Origin of the sequence: Bradyrhizobium sp. INPA03-11B, from assembly GCF_040446015.1 — a bacterium.
Classification (GTDB): domain Bacteria; phylum Pseudomonadota; class Alphaproteobacteria; order Rhizobiales; family Xanthobacteraceae; genus Bradyrhizobium; species Bradyrhizobium macuxiense_A.
Genome location: NZ_JASGSR010000149.1, coordinates 1 through 18,077, shown reverse-complemented (window position 1 = coordinate 18,077; position 18,077 = coordinate 1). Strand labels below are relative to the sequence as shown.

General features: G+C 65.9%; 15 protein-coding genes. 8 read left to right on the top strand and 7 right to left on the bottom strand.

Annotated elements, in window-relative coordinates:
- Positions 1-1,449, bottom strand: a 1,449-nt coding sequence (locus QMZ05_RS36115; protein ID WP_353705087.1) for an acetolactate synthase large subunit, incomplete at its 3' end; no start/stop codon positions are given.
- A 78-nt stretch (positions 1,450-1,527) separates the two neighbouring features.
- Positions 1,528-4,191, bottom strand: a complete 2,664-nt coding sequence (locus QMZ05_RS36110; RefSeq protein WP_353705086.1) for a M1 family metallopeptidase — start codon at positions 4,189-4,191, stop codon at positions 1,528-1,530.
- A gap of 245 nt (positions 4,192-4,436) precedes the next feature.
- On the opposite strand from QMZ05_RS36110, the gene QMZ05_RS36105 reads away from it, so the two are divergent.
- Positions 4,437-5,891: a GH1 family beta-glucosidase gene (locus QMZ05_RS36105; protein WP_353705085.1), complete on the top strand. Its 1,455-nt coding sequence runs from the start codon at positions 4,437-4,439 to the stop codon at positions 5,889-5,891.
- 1 nt (position 5,892) lies between these two features.
- Here the strand turns inward: QMZ05_RS36105 and QMZ05_RS36100 are convergent, their stop codons facing one another.
- On the bottom strand, positions 5,893-6,960 hold the full coding sequence (locus tag QMZ05_RS36100) for a maleylacetate reductase (RefSeq protein ID WP_353705084.1): 1,068 nt from the start codon (positions 6,958-6,960) through the stop codon (positions 5,893-5,895).
- Between the two features lie 19 nt (positions 6,961-6,979).
- The gene (locus tag QMZ05_RS36095; RefSeq protein ID WP_353705083.1) at positions 6,980-7,957 is read right to left on the bottom strand and encodes a helix-turn-helix domain-containing protein; all 978 of its coding nucleotides are present in this window, start codon (positions 7,955-7,957) and stop codon (positions 6,980-6,982) included.
- Between the two features lie 159 nt (positions 7,958-8,116).
- Between QMZ05_RS36095 and QMZ05_RS36090 the strand changes: the two genes are divergently transcribed.
- Complete coding sequence (locus QMZ05_RS36090; protein WP_353705082.1) at positions 8,117-8,842, top strand: alpha/beta hydrolase; 726 nt, start codon at positions 8,117-8,119, stop codon at positions 8,840-8,842.
- Here QMZ05_RS36090 and QMZ05_RS36085 read toward each other — a convergent pair.
- Together QMZ05_RS36085 and QMZ05_RS36080 are read right to left on the bottom strand one after the other, a co-directional pair.
- Positions 8,839-10,332 carry an NAD(P)/FAD-dependent oxidoreductase gene (locus tag QMZ05_RS36085; protein ID WP_353705081.1) on the bottom strand — a complete coding sequence of 498 codons (1,494 nt, stop codon included), beginning with the start codon at positions 10,330-10,332 and terminating at the stop codon, positions 8,839-8,841. The two genes, QMZ05_RS36090 and QMZ05_RS36085, sit on opposite strands and share 4 nt — an antisense overlap.
- Before the next feature lie 116 nt (positions 10,333-10,448).
- Positions 10,449-10,898: a cupin domain-containing protein gene (locus QMZ05_RS36080; protein WP_021079721.1), complete on the bottom strand. Its 450-nt coding sequence runs from the start codon at positions 10,896-10,898 to the stop codon at positions 10,449-10,451.
- Positions 10,899-11,149: 251 nt separating this feature from the next.
- Between QMZ05_RS36080 and QMZ05_RS36075 the strand changes: the two genes are divergently transcribed.
- The 4 genes from QMZ05_RS36075 (at position 11,150) to QMZ05_RS36060 (ending at position 14,081) form a co-directional block, all read left to right on the top strand.
- Entirely contained in the window at positions 11,150-12,172 is a 1,023-nt protein-coding gene (locus tag QMZ05_RS36075; protein ID WP_353705080.1) for an AraC family transcriptional regulator, read from the top strand.
- Positions 12,173-12,269: 97 nt separating this feature from the next.
- Positions 12,270-13,136 carry a S1C family serine protease gene (locus tag QMZ05_RS36070; protein WP_353705079.1) on the top strand — a complete coding sequence of 289 codons (867 nt, stop codon included), beginning with the start codon at positions 12,270-12,272 and terminating at the stop codon, positions 13,134-13,136.
- Positions 13,133-13,504 (top strand): helix-turn-helix transcriptional regulator, encoded by a 372-nt coding sequence (locus QMZ05_RS36065; RefSeq protein ID WP_353705078.1) that lies wholly within the window; start codon positions 13,133-13,135, stop codon positions 13,502-13,504. The genes QMZ05_RS36070 and QMZ05_RS36065 overlap by 4 nt, the downstream gene beginning before the upstream one ends.
- 364 nt (positions 13,505-13,868) lie before the next feature.
- Positions 13,869-14,081 (top strand): hypothetical protein, encoded by a 213-nt coding sequence (locus QMZ05_RS36060; RefSeq protein ID WP_353705077.1) that lies wholly within the window; start codon positions 13,869-13,871, stop codon positions 14,079-14,081.
- A 45-nt stretch (positions 14,082-14,126) separates the two neighbouring features.
- On the opposite strand, the gene QMZ05_RS36055 is transcribed toward QMZ05_RS36060, so the two are convergent.
- Positions 14,127-15,488 (bottom strand): metallophosphoesterase, encoded by a 1,362-nt coding sequence (locus QMZ05_RS36055; RefSeq protein WP_353705076.1) that lies wholly within the window; start codon positions 15,486-15,488, stop codon positions 14,127-14,129.
- A 249-nt stretch (positions 15,489-15,737) separates the two neighbouring features.
- Between QMZ05_RS36055 and QMZ05_RS36050 the strand changes: the two genes are divergently transcribed.
- Both QMZ05_RS36050 and QMZ05_RS36045 read left to right on the top strand, forming a co-directional pair.
- Positions 15,738-17,156, top strand: coding sequence for a M20 family metallopeptidase (locus QMZ05_RS36050; protein WP_353705075.1), 1,419 nt, complete (start codon positions 15,738-15,740; stop codon positions 17,154-17,156).
- 333 nt (positions 17,157-17,489) lie between these two features.
- Positions 17,490-18,077, top strand: a 588-nt coding sequence (locus QMZ05_RS36045; RefSeq protein WP_353705074.1) for an ABC transporter substrate-binding protein, incomplete at its 3' end; no start/stop codon positions are given.

Sequence of the window (18,077 nt, the reverse complement as noted above, 5' to 3'; positions counted from 1 at the left end):
GCCGAAGGTGAGGCCGAAATCCGGGAAGTTGTCGACCGCCTGCTTCCAGCGGATCATGCCATAGGCGGAATCTTCCAGGATCAGGATCACCAGATTGAGCTTGAGGCGGACCGCGGTCTCCATCTCCTGCGAGTTCATCATGAAGCCGCCGTCGCCGCAGACCGCGAGCACGCGGTTCTTCGGATAAAGCATCGCCGCCATCATCGCCGACGGCAGGCCGGCACCCATGGTGGCGAGCGCGTTGTCGAGCAGCAGCGAGTTCGCGAGCAGCGTGCGGTAGTTGCGCGCGAACCAGATCTTGTACATGCCGTTGTCGAGCGCGACGATGCCATCCTCGGGAATGACCTGCCGCACATCGTGCACGATGCGCTGTGGCGTCGGCGGCCAGCGGCCCTCGGTGGCGCGATCGGTAATCTTCGCCAAAATGCCTTCGCGCAGGCTGAGCAGCGCACTGGCATGCGGCAACTTGCCCTCGACCCGATCGGCCAGCAGTTCTAGGCTCGGGCCGACGTCGCCGATCACCTCGCATTGCGGGAAATAGACCTGCTCGACATTGGCCGGCATGTAGCTGACATGGATCACCTGCGGCCCCTTCGGGCCCATGATGAAGGGCGGCTTCTCGATCGTGTCGTGACCGATCGCGATGATCAGGTCCGCCCGGTCGATCGCCTCATGCACATAGTCGCGCTCGCTCAGCGCGGCGGTCCCCATGTATTGATTGGTGCCGCCGGACACCGTGCCCTTGCCCATCTGGGTGGTGAAGAACGGAATTTTCGTGCGGCGCACGAAGTCGCCGATTCCGGCGGTCGAGCGCGGGCGCGATGCTGCCGCGCCAAGCATGATCAGCGGGCGCTGCGCCTTGAGGATCATGTCGGCGGCGCGATCGAGCGCGGCGGCGTGCGCGATCGGAATTTCGATCGGATGCGGATGCACCAGCTCGACCGGTTCGGTCTCCTCGCCTGCGATATCCTCCGGCAATTCGAGCAGCACCGGTCCCGGCCGCTCCTGGGTCGCGATCCGGAACGCATCGCGGACCAGCGTCGGGATAGTCGCGCCGCTGACGATCTGCAGCGACAGCTTGGTCAGCGGACGGAATGTGTTGACGATGTCGACGATCTGGAACTTGGCCTGCCGGCTGCTCAAGATGCCCTTCTGCCCGGTGAGCATCACCATCGGCATCGCGCCGAGCAGCGCATAGGCGGCGCCGGTGGTCAGATTGAGCGCGCCCGGGCCGAGTGTCGTGATGCAGACGCCGGGCCTTCCGGTCAGCCGGCCATAGGTCGCCGCCATGAAGGCCGCGGCCTGCTCATGGCGGGTCACGATCAGCTTGATCGAGGATTTGCGCAGGCTCTCGACGACGTCGAGATTCTCCTCGCCGGGGACGCCGAACACCCGTTCCACGCCCTCATTCTCGAGGGCTGCGACCAGCAAATCGGAACCTTTGACCATGTCACCCTCGCATCGTTGATTGCATGCCGCCCGCGCAGCATAGCCGCATCGCGCGCCGCCGGAAACTCCCTCGCGATGTCACGGCTTATGCGCCCTGATCCAGGCGTCGGCGGCGGGCAGCACGCGCGCGGCGAGATCGGCCGAGATCGCGATCGCCTGCACGGATCGCGCCACCATCACCCGTCCACCGCTGGTCGATTGCGAGGGCGCGAAGGCGGCGAGCTGCGCCGCATGGGCCTCATCGGTGAAATTGGTCATGAAGTTCGGCACGAACTGGTCGCGGAAATTCGGCCCCTGCCTGGCCAGCAGCGTGTCGAAATTGGCCTGGACGAAGTCCCACGCAAGCTGCGGCTGCTCGCCCGCGGATGCAACGGTGCTGATCATCCCGGTCACGATCGTGTCGGGCAACTCGCTCGTCAGCGTCAACGCCAGCGTCGCGCGCGCCAGCTCGACATCGCGGGCGCTGGCTGCGGCGAAATAGTAGCGCAGCCGCTCATTGGTCGCCGTGCTGTTGCGCGCAAGTGCCAGCAGCCTGTCATAGGTCGCCCGGTCAGCCGTGATGCCGACGACATGGGTGACCGCGTCGCGCAGCGTGGTCGGCAGCGAGCTGGGGTCGTCGAGGAACGCCGCGAAGCGCCGCTTCGCCTCGGCCACCACGGCGGCGTCACCGAGGTCGCCCAACGTCGAGATCAGGCTTGCGCGCAACAGCGCGGTGTCATCGTCGCCCGCGCCGCCGCCATCCCATCCGATCCGATCGAACACCGGGCGCAGCTTGGCCCGGGCGTAGGCCTGGATCACCGGCCGCTCGCTGCGGTCGCGCGACAGGCGGTTCAATGCGGCAAACGTCGAGATCACCTGGTCCCACACCGCGCGATGATCGCCGGAATCGAGCGCGTCGAGCAGCGCGAGGTAGGACGGCGGCTCGGCACGGCCAGCCTGCACCAGCGCCCAGCTGTCGGTGACGACATTGAGCCGGTCAATAACCTGCATCTGGGGGAATGCGTTCAGCAACGCCGCACGGTTCTTCAGGCCGTATTCCACCCGGTAATAGCCGACGTCGCCGAGATTGACCTTGATCGCATCGCCGCAGGCGCCGGCCGGGATATCGGCGCTGCCCTTCAGCAGGATCTCGTCAAACGGCTTGCCGTGCGCCGGCCCGACCGCAATCGGGATCTGCCAGTCGTGAGCCGGCAGCGGCGGATCGTTGGTCGGTGCGATCACGAAACGGTCCTGCCGCAAGGTCAGGCGCTGCGCTGTGCCATCGCAGGTCGTCTCGGCCACGACCAGCGGCACGCCGTCCTGTTCGGTGAAGGAGGCGGCGATGCCGGTGATCGGCTTGCCGCCGGACGTCTCGAGCGCCTGCCAGAGATCGGCCGTGGTGGAATTGCTGTAGGCATGCGCGGCCATGTATTTGCGGATGCCGTCGCGGAACGCCTGCTCGCCGAGATAGGTCTCGAGCATGCGGATCAGCGCCTGCCCCTTGTTGTAGGTGATGGCATCGAACGCCGTCACCGCTTCGCTGTGATCGGCGATCGGCTGCTGCACCGGATGCGAGGTCCGGCGCGCATCGAGCGTCATCGCAAACTGCTTCGCGCCATAGCCGTTCAGCCAGCTCTGCCATTGCGGATAGAACTGCTCCGACGCCTTGGTCGCCATCCAGCTGGCAAAGCCCTCGTTGAGCCAGAGATTGTCCCACCACGCCATGGTGACGAGATCGCCGAACCACATATGCGCCATCTCATGGGCGATGATGGCGAAGATGCCCCGCCGCGCGGTCTCGGCGTTGGTCGCGGGGTCGAACAGCAGCCGGCTTTCGAAGAAGGTGATGCCGCCCCAATTCTCCATCGCGCCGCCGAACCCGCCGGGAACGGCGATCAGATCGAGCTTTGGCAGCGGATATTTCACGCCGAAATAGTCGTTGTAATAGGCGAGCAGTTTCACCGCGCTGTCGAGCGCAAAGCGGCCCTGCCCGCTCTTGCCCGCCGTCGTCACCACGCCGACAGTGACGCCGCCGGCATCCGCGGTCACGCGCTCGAGTTCGCCGACCGTGAGCACGAACAGATAGCTCGACATCTTTGGCGTCGGTGCGAACGCAACCTTCTTCAGCTCGCCGGCAATCGGCTCCTCGCTCGCGATGGGCATGTTGCCGACCGCGAGCAGGTTGCGCGGGATCACGACGGTCAACGCGAAGCTCGCCTTGAACGACGGCTCGTCCCAGCACGGGAAGATCCGCCGCGCATCGGCCGGCTCCAGCTTGCTGGAGATCAGCCGCTTGATCCCGGCCGGGGTCGGATAATCGACCGAGAACAGGCCGGTGCCAAATTTGTTGATCTGCGCAGTGAAGGCGATGCGGAGCTTGTGCCGGCCCACCGCGAGCGGCTTGGCGAAGGTCAAGGTCGCGGTCTGCGCGGTAGCGTCGGTCACGACCTCCGCGCGCTGTGCGCCGTCATCGATCGCGACCTCGGCGAACGTCGTGTTGACCGCATTCAGCGTCAGTTGCGCGGTGGCCTCGCGCACCTCGATATCGGCGGTCTCGACACCCGGCAAAGCGAGGCTGGTGAAATCAGGCGTCAGCTCGATCGCGTAGCTCAACGGGACAACTGTCTTCGGCAGCTTTCCGGGTGTGCTGTCGAACGTGAATGTCTGCTCGGCCTGTGCGCCCGCGGCCATCGTCAGCAACAAGCCGATTGCCGTGGCAAGACGACGCAGCGCGGTTCGGGCATGGGTTGCAGGCTTGTTCATCGCGCGCGGCTCACCACGATTTTGGGGATCTTCAGTCGTCATTCCGGAAGGACGTAACAGGCAATCTAGTAGAGAACATGTCGCCACAAAACTGACAACTCTGCGACATCTGACATCGCAACGGCTTGCATCGATCGATGCGCACGCGCACGCCGCCTCGACCGACCCTTGTTGCTCTACAGCCGGGTGGAAGGTTAACCTGCGACTGGCATTCCAGCCGCAGCGTGCGTCGACGGGAGACAATGATGTTCGGTAAGTTCTCGCGCCGGCAGTTTGTGGGCCTTGCAGGCCTCTCGGCGCTCGGCCTGTCGGCCCCTGCACAGGCCGCGAACCACGCTCCGCGGCCGGACGGCGCAAATTTCCCCGCCGGTTTCGTCTGGGGCACGGCGACCTCGTCCTACCAGGTCGAGGGCGCGGTCAATGAGGACGGCCGCGGCCCGTCGATCTGGGACAGCTTCACCCACACATCGGGCAAGATCGAGGACGGCTCGACCGGCGACCGCGCCAACGAGCACTATCACCGCTACAAGGAGGACGTCCGCCTGATCAAGGAGCTCGGCGCCAAGGCGTATCGGTTCTCGATTGCCTGGCCGCGGGTGTTTCCCGACGGCAGCGGCACGCCGAACCCGAAGGGCCTCGACTTCTACAACCGCCTGGTCGACGAACTGCTCGCGAACGGCATCGAGCCCTACGCCACGCTCTATCACTGGGACTTGCCGCAGGCGCTGCAGGACCGGGTCGGCGGCTGGCGCTCGCGCGACACGTCGAAGGCGTTCGGCGACTACGCCGGCTATGTGGCGCAGCGGCTGACCGACCGGGTCAAGAACATCTTCACCCTCAACGAGGTCGGGCGTTTCCTCCCCTTCGGCTATGCGCTCGGCGTCGACGCGCCCGGGCTGCAGCTGCCGCCGGCCGAGGTGAACCAGGCGCGCCACCACGTCGCGCTGGCGCATGGGCTCGCGGTGCAGGCGATCCGCGCCAAGGGCCGCGCCGGCACGCGGGTCGGCCCGGCCGAGAACATCACCGCCTGCGTGCCGGCGTTCAACACCCCGGAGAACATCCGCGCCACCGAGATTGCGACGCGTGAGCTCAATGCGGGCTTCCTCGGCGTCGTGCTCGAGGGCAAGTACACCGAAGGCTTCCTGCAATATGCTGGCGCCGACGCGCCCAAATTCACCGCGGAGGATCTGAAGATCATCGCGCAGCCCAACGACTTCGTCGGGCTCAACATCTACGCGCCGCACTGCTATGTCCTCGCCACCGACAGCGCGCCCGGGTGGAAGCCGCTGCCGATGCCGGCCTCGTTCCCGCATATGAATTCGGATTGGCTGCGGATCGCGCCGGAGACGATCTACTGGGCGCCGCGGATTGCGGCCAAGCTCTGGAACATCAAGAGCATCTATATCAGCGAGAACGGCACCTCCGGCGAGGACAAGCTGCATCCGGACGGGCAGATCTACGACCTCGACCGCATCATGTTCCTGCGCAACTACCTCGCCCAATTGCAGCGCGCGACCGCCGACGGCGTCCCGGTCCACGGCTATTTCCTGTGGAGCCTGATGGACAATTTCGAATGGATCTTCGGCTATGCGAAGCGCTTCGGCCTCTATCGCGTGGATTTCGAGACCCAGGCGCGCGTGCCGAAATTGAGCGCGGCGTTCTACCGCGACGTGATCGCGCGTAACGCGATCGGGGTGTGATCTATCCGGCCTGCGGCCGCGCACCCGACCACGCACGCCTGAGCAGATCGCTGATGCCACGCTCCTCGATCGGCCGCGGGTTCCAGTAAGGATTCCTGGTGGCGAGCGCGGCCGCCCTTGCGATCCCGTCCTCGGGCATGCCGATCTCGGCGAGCGAGCGCGGCGCGCCGAGCTTTGCCGACAGATCGAACAGGCCGTCGGCCGCGTCAGATGCGCCAAGTGCCCGTGCGGCACGGCCGATCGCATTGCGCGCCGCCGGCGTGTTGTAGGCGATGGTGTGCGGCAGCAGCACCGCATGGGTCTCGGCATGCGGCAGGTCGAACAGCGCGCCGACGGTGTGGCAGAGCTTGTGATGCAGCGCCATGCCGACGGTACCGAGACAGACCGCGCACAGCCACGCGCCATAGAGCGCGTCCGAGCGCGCATCGAGATCGCGCGGCCGCGCGATCACCTCCGGCAGCGACGACGCAAGCTTCGCAATCGCTTCCTCCGCCATCAGCGAGGTGATCGGATTGCCGTCCCGCGCATACAGCGCCTCGGCCGCGTGCGCGATCGCGTTGAGGCCTGATATCGCGGTGAACTTCGCCGGCATCGAGAGCGTCAGATTGACGTCGTAGATCACGGCCTCCGGCAATATCTTCGGCGAGGACTGCGTGGTCTTGACGCCATCCACGGTCTCGCCGAGCACCGGCGTCATCTCGGAGCCGGCATAGCTGGTCGGCACGATCAGCTGCGGCAGGTCGGTGCGCAGCGCGATCGCCTTGCTGAGGCCGGTCGCGGCCCCGGCGCCGATCGCAACAACGCCGTCGGGCTTCAGCTCGCCGACCACTTGCATCGCACGCTCGGTGACCGCAACCGGCGTATGCACAACCGCGCCATCGAACGTCCCGGCCATGCGGCCGCCGGTCAGCGCGGCGAGATCGCCGAGCTCGGCCTGCTGCCGCCGGCTCGCCAGCACCAGCGCGCGGCCGATGCCGAGCCGATCGAGTTCGTCGGCCAGCTGCGCGACCGTGCCGACCCCGAATACGACGCGCATCGGGCTGACCTGATAGGTGAACGGCTGCGGCATGACGATTTCCGAACGTTGGTCAGCCGCGCCGCCAGTCGCGTGGCGTGCAGCCGAAGCGATGCCGGAACCGGCGGGTGAAATGCGACAGATCGGAGAAGCCCCAGTCGAACGCGATGTCCCCGATCGCGCGCCCGGCAATCACGGGATCCCTCAGGTCGCGCGCCGCGCCATCGAGCCGACGGTCCATCACATAGCTGGCGAATGTGGTGCCGGCCCGTTCGAACAGTTTGTGGACATAGCGCTCGCTGATTCCGATCGCAGCCGCGACGGCGGCAACGCCGAGCCCCGGTTCGCGCAACCGACTCTCCACGGCGCGGCGCAGCGCGATCCAGGTCGCCTCCACCAGGCTCATCGGGTCCGCGCCGCGCCGGCCATCACGTGACAGGCTCAGCGCCACGAGGTCGAGCAGCACGCCGAACAGCCGCGCGCTTTCCGCTTCCGGCATGCCGGGCGCCGCCGAATTGAGCGCCTGCGCGGTCTCCACGATGAGATGGCCGACCAGCGGATCGTCGGACACCCGCGCCGGCCTGAATTCGAACGATGGCGGCAGGCGATCACGCAACAGTTGCGTCGGGACCCAGAAGGAGGCGACGTGCAGCGAAGGCCCCTGACTGTGATGCAGCGCGAACAGCCGCTCGCTGTCGAAGATGCCGACCTGTCCCGGCGATAGTTCGACAGCCCGTCCGTCCTGATCGATCCGGCAGCGCCCGGCCAGCTTCAGATTGAGGTAGAAGCAGCTGCTGCTCGAGGCCGCGATGTCGCTCGCCGAACGGCGCACCAGGTGACCGGGAAACGTCACGCGGTTGACGGCGCCCGCGCCGAGTCCGATCCGTTCAATCCGTGCAGGAAAACTGGACCTGTCCGTTGGCTCGGGCGTCAGCTTCATGAACACCTGGCAGATCGCCTCCCGATAGTACGCGAACTGCTCGGCAGGCCGCACATCCTCGGTATTCCAGGCGAGACCCAGCGCGCGGTCCGGGCGAGCGATTTGTTGCATCAGTTCACTCCGAGCCTAGTCCAGTGCAGTCTCAGCCAAGCACGGCAGGTCCGGCTACCGCAATATCCGACAAACCACCGCACGAACGTCGCGCCGTAACCGGAAGCGAGCGTCGATCTAACCAAACCGCATCAAGATGCACAATTGGAGAAGCACACCATGTCGACCTATGTTCTCGTCCATGGCGCCTGGCATACCGGCGCCGAGTTTGAGCCGGTTGCGGCGGCCATCCGCAAGGCCGGCCATGTCGTCCACACCCCGACCATCAGAGGCAACCGGCCCGGCGACCGGAAGGATTCCGGCCTCCCCGAGGCGATCCAGTCGATCGTGGACTACCTCGCCGAGCACAATCTGAGTGACATCGTGCTGGTCGGCCACAGCTATGGCGGCATGGTCATCACAGGCGTTGCCGACGCCGCACCCGATCGCATCCGCCGACTCGTCTACTGGAACGCGTTCGTGCCGAACAATGGCGAATGCCTCAACGACATGGTGCCGCCGCACTATCGCGGCCTGTTCGACGCCATCCATGCCGAGCGCGGCGACGGCTCGGTGGTGCTGCCGTTCCCGATCTGGCGCGAGGCCTTCATCAACGACGCCGATCTCGAGACCGCACAGCGCGCCTATGACAAGCTCAACCCGCACCCGCTGAAGACCTTCGAGGACAAGATCGTCCTGCGGACCAATCCGGCCGAGATGCCGATCGCAAAGTCCTACGTGAACTGCACCGAGGACACCGCGCTGCCGCACGGTCTGCCCTGGCATCCGCGGCTGTCGGAGAAGCTCGGGCTGTTCCGCCTGGTCCAGGTGCCGGGCAGCCACGAGCTGTGCTTCTCCAATCCCGAACGCTTGGCCCAGGCCTTCCTCGACGCCGGCCGCGGTTAGGCGGCTGCCGTATACACAGGCGCGGTCGCGAGGAAGCGCGCATAGGCGTCCGCGTCCGGCGGCGTGAACTTTTCGACGAGCGGGTTGCGGCGCGACGCCCTGGTGCCGATATCCGCGAGCAGCTCGTCGAAATGCTTGAAGTGATAGGGCGCGACGCACAGCCCGCCATAGACGCCCGCCGCCGGCCGCTCGACCCGCTTGAAGTTCAGCATCATCGCGATGTTGTCGCGCATCTCGGCCGCGCTCGGCTGCCGCGCGAGCTGGCCGTCGGCGTAGCGCACCAGCCAGTTCGCGGCGAGGTCCGCGCACAGCACGGTGCAGAAGCTCGAGTTGAAGCCGACGAAGCCCATATCGGGCAGATCGGGATTGGCGATCAGCCGGTAGAGCCGGTACTGCCCGTCGGGCTCGACCAGCTTGTTCTGATACTCCGCGGGCAGGAACGGCACGCCGAGCTTGTAGCCGATCGCAAGCACGGCAACATCAGCCGCGACGCGCTGGCCGCCGCGCATCACGATGGTCTTGCCGTCATAATGGTCGAAGGTCCCGAGCACCGCCTTGATCCGGCCGTCAGCGACCATCGGATAGAAGCCGGGGGTTGCGATCGGCACCGAGCAGTTGACGCCGTCCTCGATCCGCTCCTTCGGCACCATGCCGCATTGCTTCAGCTTGAGCTGCATCTTCAGCATGCTCTCGAGCCCACGCCAGTTCGCCCAGACGAACGGCTTGGCAACGGCATGCGCGAGACGCGCCATCGGCCCGATGCCCCAGCTCGCGAACATCTGCTCCTGCGCGCGGATGTAGAGGATACGCTTGAAGTTGACGAGGCCGCCGATGAAATAGGGGATCCGCCACACCGCCTCGCGAAACACGATGGTGACTTCGCTGGCGCCGGAATTGACCGCATTCACCGCGATATCAGTCGCCGATTTGGAGCCGCCGAGCACGACCACCTTGCGGCCCTTGGCAAGATCGGGGTCGCCATATTGCGACGAGTGCAGGATCTGGCCACCCTGCGCCTTGAAGCCGTCCTCGCCGGGAAGCGGCAGCGACTGCGGCTCGTTGAATTGTCCGGTGCAGACGGCGACGAAGTCGAAGTCCTCGTGACCGCTGGCGCCGTCGGTCGAGCGCAGCGCGAGCGTCCAGCCAGGCCTGCCGTCGGCCCGGCGCTTCATGCCCTCGACCCTGGTGTTGAACCGCATCGCGCCCTCGAGCCCATGGCTGCGCGCATAGTCGCGCAAGTACGCATGGACCTGCGGTCCCTTCGGCCATTCCGGATAGGCCTCCGGCATCGCCTTGTCGGTGTAGCGATAGAGCTCCTTCGGGCTCTGGGTCTGCACATCGGGATAGGAGCGCGCCGGCTCCCAGACCCCGCCGAGATCGCCGCTGCGCTCGATGATGGTCACCTTGTGACCGCGACCGGCAAAGGCCTTGCCGGCGGCGAGCCCGGAAATGCCGGCGCCGATCACACACACATGCTTCTGCTTGACCATGAAACCGCTCCCAGATGAATGAACAGATCCAATTTCCTTGAGGCGCACGCGTCCCCGTCATCGCCGGAGCAAGCTCCGGCGATTGCCGCCTCGCGTACGTATTCTCTATTGCAGGCCTAGTCGTTGGCTTCCGGCGGCAGGAAGTCCACCTCGTGCTCGGCGGAAATACGCACCACCTCGACGGGGTCTTGCAGATTGTGCAGCTTTTCGAACAGCGCCTCGAGCTTCTGCATCGGCGACACCCAAAACAGCGCCCGCGCCGGCTTGTCCGACTTGTTGAAATAGCCATGCGGAATGCCGCGCGGCATGCGCACGAGGTCGCCGGCCTTGGCCTGCACCCAGACGCCGTCAAGCTTGAGGTCGAGCACGCCCTCCTGCACCAGGATGAACTCGTCCTGGGTCGGGTGGATGTGCACCGGCACGAACTGGCCGGGATCGCTGTTGGTCTCGAACGCGAAGGTCGAGTCGGTGACCGCCTTCGGATAATAGACTTGGCCGAGGATATTCCAGGTCTTGCCGCCGTAGCCGGTGCCGGTGCGGGTAATGCCTTTTTCGAGCGTGCCCATGTCAGCTTCTCCAGTTTTGCTGCGTATTGCGGACACGGAGCCTGTCGCCAGCCGGCGGGGGTGTCTAGCCGATAAACGAATCCGCACCCGGCGCTATAATGCTGCAATGCGGGAGCAACTTTCTGCCCAAGGTCGCCGCATCCGCGTGCGCGCCGATCGGGCAGTTTGCGCGACGAAACGGCGTTCCCCTTTGCCGGCGAATGGATTACGCTGCCCGATATTTTAGACCTCAAACAACTCGGACGGCCGGCGTGACTGCTGTTGGCAACGAGGTTTCGGCAAGGGCAAGTTCGGCAAGGCTGAAGGATTTCGCGCGCGTCGCGACAGCGCGCGTCGACGACGCGGCCGAAGCGATCGGCCGCATCTTCTGTCCACACGACCTGACGCCGGTCGATCATTCCGAGCACGATTTCTCCGCACACCACAATTGCGCAGGCTTCGACGGCTTCTCCGTCAATTATGTCGCCTATGGCGGGTCGGTCGCGATCAATCCGGGCTGCCTCGACCGCTTCTTCCTGTTGCAGATGCCGCTATCCGGCTCGGCCTCGATCCGGACCGCCGCGCGCAAGCTCACCACCGGGCCGCAACACTGTGCCTCGCTGCTGTCGCCGACGATTCCAACCGAGATGACCTGGCGCGATGACTGCGCCCAGCTCATCGTGCTGCTCGACCGCAAGCTGGTCGAGCATCGTGCGGCGGCGCTCGGCGGCGTGGCGGTGCGGCCGGTCGAATTCGATCCGGCGGTCGAACTGCGCGGGCCGCTCGGGCAGACCCTCTCGGCCAGGATTGAGCAACTCGTGACGACGGCCGAGCAGGTCGGGCCGCGCAAATCGTTGTCCGCGGTCGCGGCGGCCGATTGGCGCGAACAGTTTCTCAACGTCCTGCTCAACGGGCAGGGGCACAGCCTGAGCTCGGCGATCAATGTCTTCAACGGCCGCACCGAGGCCCAGCCGGCGGCGCTGAAGCGCGTGCGGGCCTATCTGGAAACGCGCGCGACCGAGCCTCTGGATCTCGCCGAGCTTGCGGAGATCGCGGGCACCGGCATCCGCGCGCTGCAACTCGGCTTCCGCCGTCACTTCGGGACTACCGTCTCCGAGATGCTGCTCGAGATCCGCCTCGCCCATCTCAACGCCCGTCTCAAGACGGCGCGGCCGGGCGAACGCATCGTCGATATTGCATTCGACCTCGGCTTTACCCATCTGAGCCGCATGGCGAGCGCCTACCGCGCCAAGTTCGGCGAGAGCCCGAAGGCGACCCTGCAGCGGCTGAGCTGAGCGGCGGTTCCGAGCGGCGCGTCCTGGCCCTGCCCATCCGGCCAGTTTCGCCGCCAGCCGCAACATCCCAGATTGCGGGAAGCCAACGGAGTTTCCCATGACCGAACCGAACATCCTTGCCTCGCTGTCGTCAGCCCTGTCGGAGACCATTGCGCGCGCTGCGCCGTCGGTCGTCTCCGTGCATTCGCATCGCGCGCGCGCCTCGGGCTTTGTCTGGAAGGCCGGCCTGATCGTCACCGCCGACGAAGCGCTGGCCGATGAAGGCGAGATCGAGATCCAGTTCGCCGACGGCAGCCGCAGGCAAGCCGCCGTCGCCGGCCGCGACCACACCACCGACATTGCCTTGCTGCGCGTCGATGGCGACGTCGCGCCGATCAAGCTGTCGAGCGAGATCCCCGCGCTCGGATCGCTCGCCGTGCTCGTCGCGGCCGACCGCGGCGCGCCGGTCGCGCGGCTCGGCATGGTCTCGCGGTCGGGCCCGGCCTGGCGCAGCCTGCGCGGCGGCGAGATCGACGCACGGATCGAGCTCGACGTCCGGCTGCGGCACAGCCAGCAGGGCGGATTGGCGCTGAATGCCGCGGGCGTGCCGTTCGGCATGGCGGTGCTCGGCCCGCGCCGCGTGCTGACGATCCCGGCCGCGACCATCGAGCGGGTCGCAGCCCAGCTCGAGAAGAGCGGCCGCATCGCGCGCGGGTATCTCGGCGTCGGGCTGCAGCCGGTCCGTCTCGACGACGGCCTCGGCGCGATGGTGATGAATGTCGACAAGGCCGGCCCCTCGGCCACGGCCGGCATCCGCCAGGGCGACGTGATCATTGCCGTCAACGGCGAGAAGCTGTCGGGCGTGCGGGCGCTGTCGCGCGGCCTCGGGCCGCAGAGCGTCGGCAGCGTCGTCGAGCTGACCGTGCATCGCGGCGGCGAGCCGATGACGTTCAAGGTCACAGTCGGAGAGAGGCCCGAGACGTGAGCAGTGAGCCTGCCGCCGACATCGTCATCGCACTCGAGATCGACGACCCCGTCCTCGCCGACCGGCTGGCGACGTTGCTCGGCAGCGTCGCCGGCCTGCGGCTGGCCGCGCCGGGCGAGCAGGCAGCCGCCGCGATCGTCGCACGTAACCGCGAGGCCGCCGGCGGCGACTTCGAGCTGACGCCGCGCGAGCTCGACGTGCTGGCGCTGCTGGCCGAGGGCGCATCCAACAAGATGATTGCGCAGCGGCTCGGGATTTCCGTCCACACCGCCAAGTTTCACGTCGGCTCCCTGCTCGACAAGCTCGACGCCACCGGCCGCACCGACGCCGTCGCACATGCGGCGCGGCGCGGGGTGATCAATTTGTGAGTGGTGCTCGCCGTTGACGCTAAAACGGAAGTCCCTCCACCCGTCGTCCCGGCGCAGGCCGGGACCCATACGCCGCAGCTGATATTGTGAACGGGACTCGTCGTTCCGTCATCGCGCAACAAGCCGCATTTGGGGTTATGGGTCCCGGCCTGCGCCGGGACGACACCGAATATTTCGCACGATTTGTGAGTCACACATCCGCATTCTCGCGACATGAGTGCACCCACTGGACAACGACCCCAACTCAGTGATTGTGCGAAAATTCCGTCGCGCGGGCGCTTAGACCAAATATGTAAGTAGTCGTCCGGATACAGACGCCGTCTCGATCTCGCTATGCAAGCTTCAGCCAACAAAAAGAAACGGCATGAAGAAGCTGATCGATCGTCACCGGGACATTCAATACACGCTCACCAACATCGAACCCGACCTCTGGAGCTGGTCATTCGAAATCAACGGAAAGATCAAGCGCGGCACCACACGTGTGCGGCTAGGCCTGCTGGCGCAGCGGCGCGTCCATACGCTGATCGATCGCGAATTGAAGGACATGGAACGGAAGACGCCGAAAGGAGATGACTAGGGCATCATCGGCTCTGACGCCGCCGACCTGGCTCAAGACTTCGGCTCATGACAATGCGATCACGGTCGCAGCGACGTCGAGCCGCGCTCCGGCATATCGCCGGTCGTCCGGTCCATGCTGTCCGCACCCGACGCTCCAGAGCGCGGGCCACGACAACCGCTCGAGCCCCGTCGCCGAGATCGCCGCGAACGACATCCAGCTGATGTCACCGCGGCGTCGCCACAGCACGCCGCCGGGTCCCATATCCGGGTAGAAGGCGATGTCGAGGTCGAAATCCCGCTCATCGCCGAAATCCGGACCGACCCAGTAGTGCGGACTGCGCCCTTGCTCGCGCCCGAGGATCAGCGTGAGCGTCTGGTTCGGCCCGCGCAGGCCGAGCCAGAGCGGTGCGATCGTGTCAGGGACGGGCGTGCAGAGCAATGTTTGCGGCGCGGCGCTTGCCGCGGCGGTGCGGCCCGACAATCTCAGGGCGACGACCGTCGCGGGCGCCGGCATCCCGGACAGTGGCGCAGGGCTGACCCCGTGCGGCAATGGCGACCACGCGGCCCGGTCGAGAGATGGCAGCGGCCATATAAGCTGCTCGCGCACGACGCCGTCAGTGTCGAGCACCTGGTAACGGAGCCCGTCCTGATCGAGCGCCGCCTGCACGCAATGCAGATACTCGACGCCTTCGGGCATGCGGTGCGCAGTGCCCGCGCCCGCCGTGCAGATCTGCAGCACGCCGCGGTGAACCTGGACGTCGAATGCGAGGATGTGGCTGCAGACATAGGCGGTCACGCCGGCGCGGACCAGGATATCCCAGAAGCGCGCGCTGTATTCGTGGCCGATCTCGCGCTGATAGCTGCCGCTGTAACCATTGATCGGGTAAACCGGATGATGACCCAGCACCAGTTTGTATCTCGCGTCCCTGTGCTGTTCGAGGATCCCTTGCAGCCAATCGGTCTCGACGTGCCCCTCGCCGCCGAGCCCGGTCCACAGCGTGTGCACGAACACCATCACGAGATCGTCGCGGCGGACCCAGTAGGACAGGCCCTCCTGATCCGGCGGACCGTTGCGCGGCAGCTTCAGCACCTCGCGAAACACCGCCTCGCTCATCTCGTCATAGGTGGTGTGGTTGCCGGTCGTGTGCCACAGCGGCACCGCACGGCGGTCGAGCCAGCCCATTTCGACCTCAAACCAATGCCGCCATTGCGCACGCAACGCATCGGCATCAGCGGTGAGGCCGATGATCTCGTCGCCGGGGAAGAGGATGAACTCAGGCCGCGGATGCAGCCGGCGAACCACATTGTTGACCGATGCGAAAGTGCGCTCATGCAGCGCGCCGGCAACGCCCGAGCAGGCGTCGGCATAGATCACGAACTGGTGGCCCGAATTTCTCGGCAACAGAGACGGAATTGCATCATTCATGGTCGGACCACGTCCTCGCGAGCCACATCATAAGGGAAGGCAGACCGATCGCTCAAGGCACGCGCAAGATTACGGTCGGAGCGCTCGAGGTCGTTCAGGCCGACGACGGTGTTTTGGCGAGCCGGACACATTTCTGCACACCAGGACGTGACTTTCGGAAAAGCTGGTCTGCCGGCAGCCGCTAGGCGGCGGCGCGGCAAGCTGCTAGCGTTTCGCGCTTCAGATTGCCTTACTCGAGGATCGGAGCAAATGGACAACCGTAGTGATGTTTGGCGCGGCGTCGACACGATCAAGCCGCGTTTCATCGAATTGAGCGACCGGGTCTGGGCAATGCCCGAGGTCTGCTACACCGAGGCGCGCTCCTCCGCCGAACATCTGGCCGAACTGCGCCATCAGGGTTTCCGCATCACCGAGAACCTCGCCGACATTCCGACCGCGGTGATGGGCGAATGGGGTGAAGGCGGCCCTGTCATCGCCTTCCTCGGCGAATATGACGCCCTGCCAGGCCTCAGCCAGGAGGCCGGCATCGCCGAGCATCGTCCGGTCGAGACCGGCGGCCACGGCCATGGCTGCGGCCACAATCTGCTCGGCTCCTCCGCGCTGCTCGCCGCCACCGCGGTGAAGGACTGGCTCGCCGCCAACAAGGTGCCGGGCCGGGTGCGCTATTACGGCTGCCCGGCAGAGGAAGGCGGCGCGGCCAAGGCCTTCATGGTGCGCTGTGGCGCGTTCGAGGACGCCGACATCGCCATCACCTGGCATCCGCACAGTTTCTGGGAGGTGGCGGTGACGCCGTCGCTCGCCAACACCCGCGCCGATTTCATCTTCACCGGGCGGACCTCGCATGCGGCGGCCTCGCCGCATCTCGGCCGCAGCGCGCTCGACGCCGTGGAATTGATGAATGTCGGCGTCAACTACATGCGCGAGCACATGCCGAGCGATGCCCGCGTGCATTACGCGCTGCTCGACACCGGCGGCATCGCGCCGAACGTGGTGCAGGCCCATGCCCGGGTGCGCTACTCGATCCGTGCCCGCGACCTGCCCGGCATGAACGAACTGGTCGAGCGCGTGCACAAAATCGCGCAGGGCGCAGCGCTGATGACCGAGACCAAGGTCGAGATGAAGATCATCTCCGCGGTCTCCAACATCCTGCCCAACACCCCGCTGGAAGAGACGCTGCACCGGATCATGGAGGATCTCGGCCCGCCGCATTTCGATGATGCCGACAAGGAATTTGCCGGCAAGATCCGCGCGACCTTGACCGACAAGGACATCGCCTCGGTCTATTACGCGATCGGCATGGAGCCGACCGACCGGCCGCTGGCCGATTTCCTGGTGCCGATCGACGCCAAGCGCAATCCGCTGATCGGCTCGACCGATGTCGGCGACGTCAGCTGGGTGGTGCCGACGGTGCAGGTCCATGCACCGACGGTTGCAATCGGCACGCCGTTCCACACCTGGCAGGTTGTGGCGCAGGGCAAGACGCCGGCCGCGCACAAGGCGATGGTGCAGGCCGCCAAGGCGATGGCCGGCCTCGGCGTCAAGGCGCTGATGGAGCCGGAGCTGATCGCGGCCGCCAAGGCCGACCTCAAGAAGCGGACCACGCGAACGCCCTATGTCAGTCCGCTGCCGGCGAATGTTGCACCGCCGTTGGACATGTCGGTCGCCTGAGCGCCGTATCCTAAGGGCCGGACCTGCGCATCAATGCGCGGGCCGGCAGCCGCTTCGCGCGAAAATATGGTTGCGTGGCAAAAAAGCATCTCGGAACAAAGGATAACGAACAAATTTTCCGCAGTGCGAGGCACGCATCAGCGCGCTTTGGCGCCGATATGCTGAACCGATGTGCGCCTAAGGGAGGTTCTGCACAAGCGATAGCCAAAAGACCTAGACGCTGAAGAGCGGGAGGCGTTGACCTTCGCGTTCATTCGGTGTGCCATCTGCCGCCAGAACGGCGGCCGGTTCCAAGGCCCGCCGCAAACACACGTGAGCCGGACCGAGGGGACAATGTTCGACAATAATCTGCGAGGCATGATCGACGACGTGAAGGACGGACGGATGGACCGCCGCGCCTTCGTCAAGCGAATGATTGCCGTCGGCCTCACCGCGCCGATGGCCAACCAGATTCTGGCGATCGGCGGCGTCGCGATGGCGCAGAGCCCCAACCCCTACAAGCCGACCAAGCGCGGCGGCGGCGGCCCGCTCAAGTTGTTGTGGTGGCAGGGCCCGACCTTGCTCAATCCGCATTTCGCCACCGGCACCAAGGATCAGGACGGCTCGCGCATCTTCTACGAACCGCTGGCAAGCTGGGATGTCGACGGCCATCTCAACCCGATCCTCGCCGCCGAGATCCCCTCGATCCAGAATGGCGGGCTCTCCGCCGACGCCAAGCAGGTGACCTGGAAACTCAAACCCGGCGTCAAATGGCACGACGGCAAGCCGGTGACGGCCGACGATCTGGTGTTCAATTGGGAATACGCCAGCGACCCTGCGACCGCTGCCGTCTCGATTGAAACCTACAGCGGCCTGACCGTCGAAAAGATCGACGATCTCACGATCCGCATCACTTTCAAGAAGCCGACGCCGTTCTGGGCC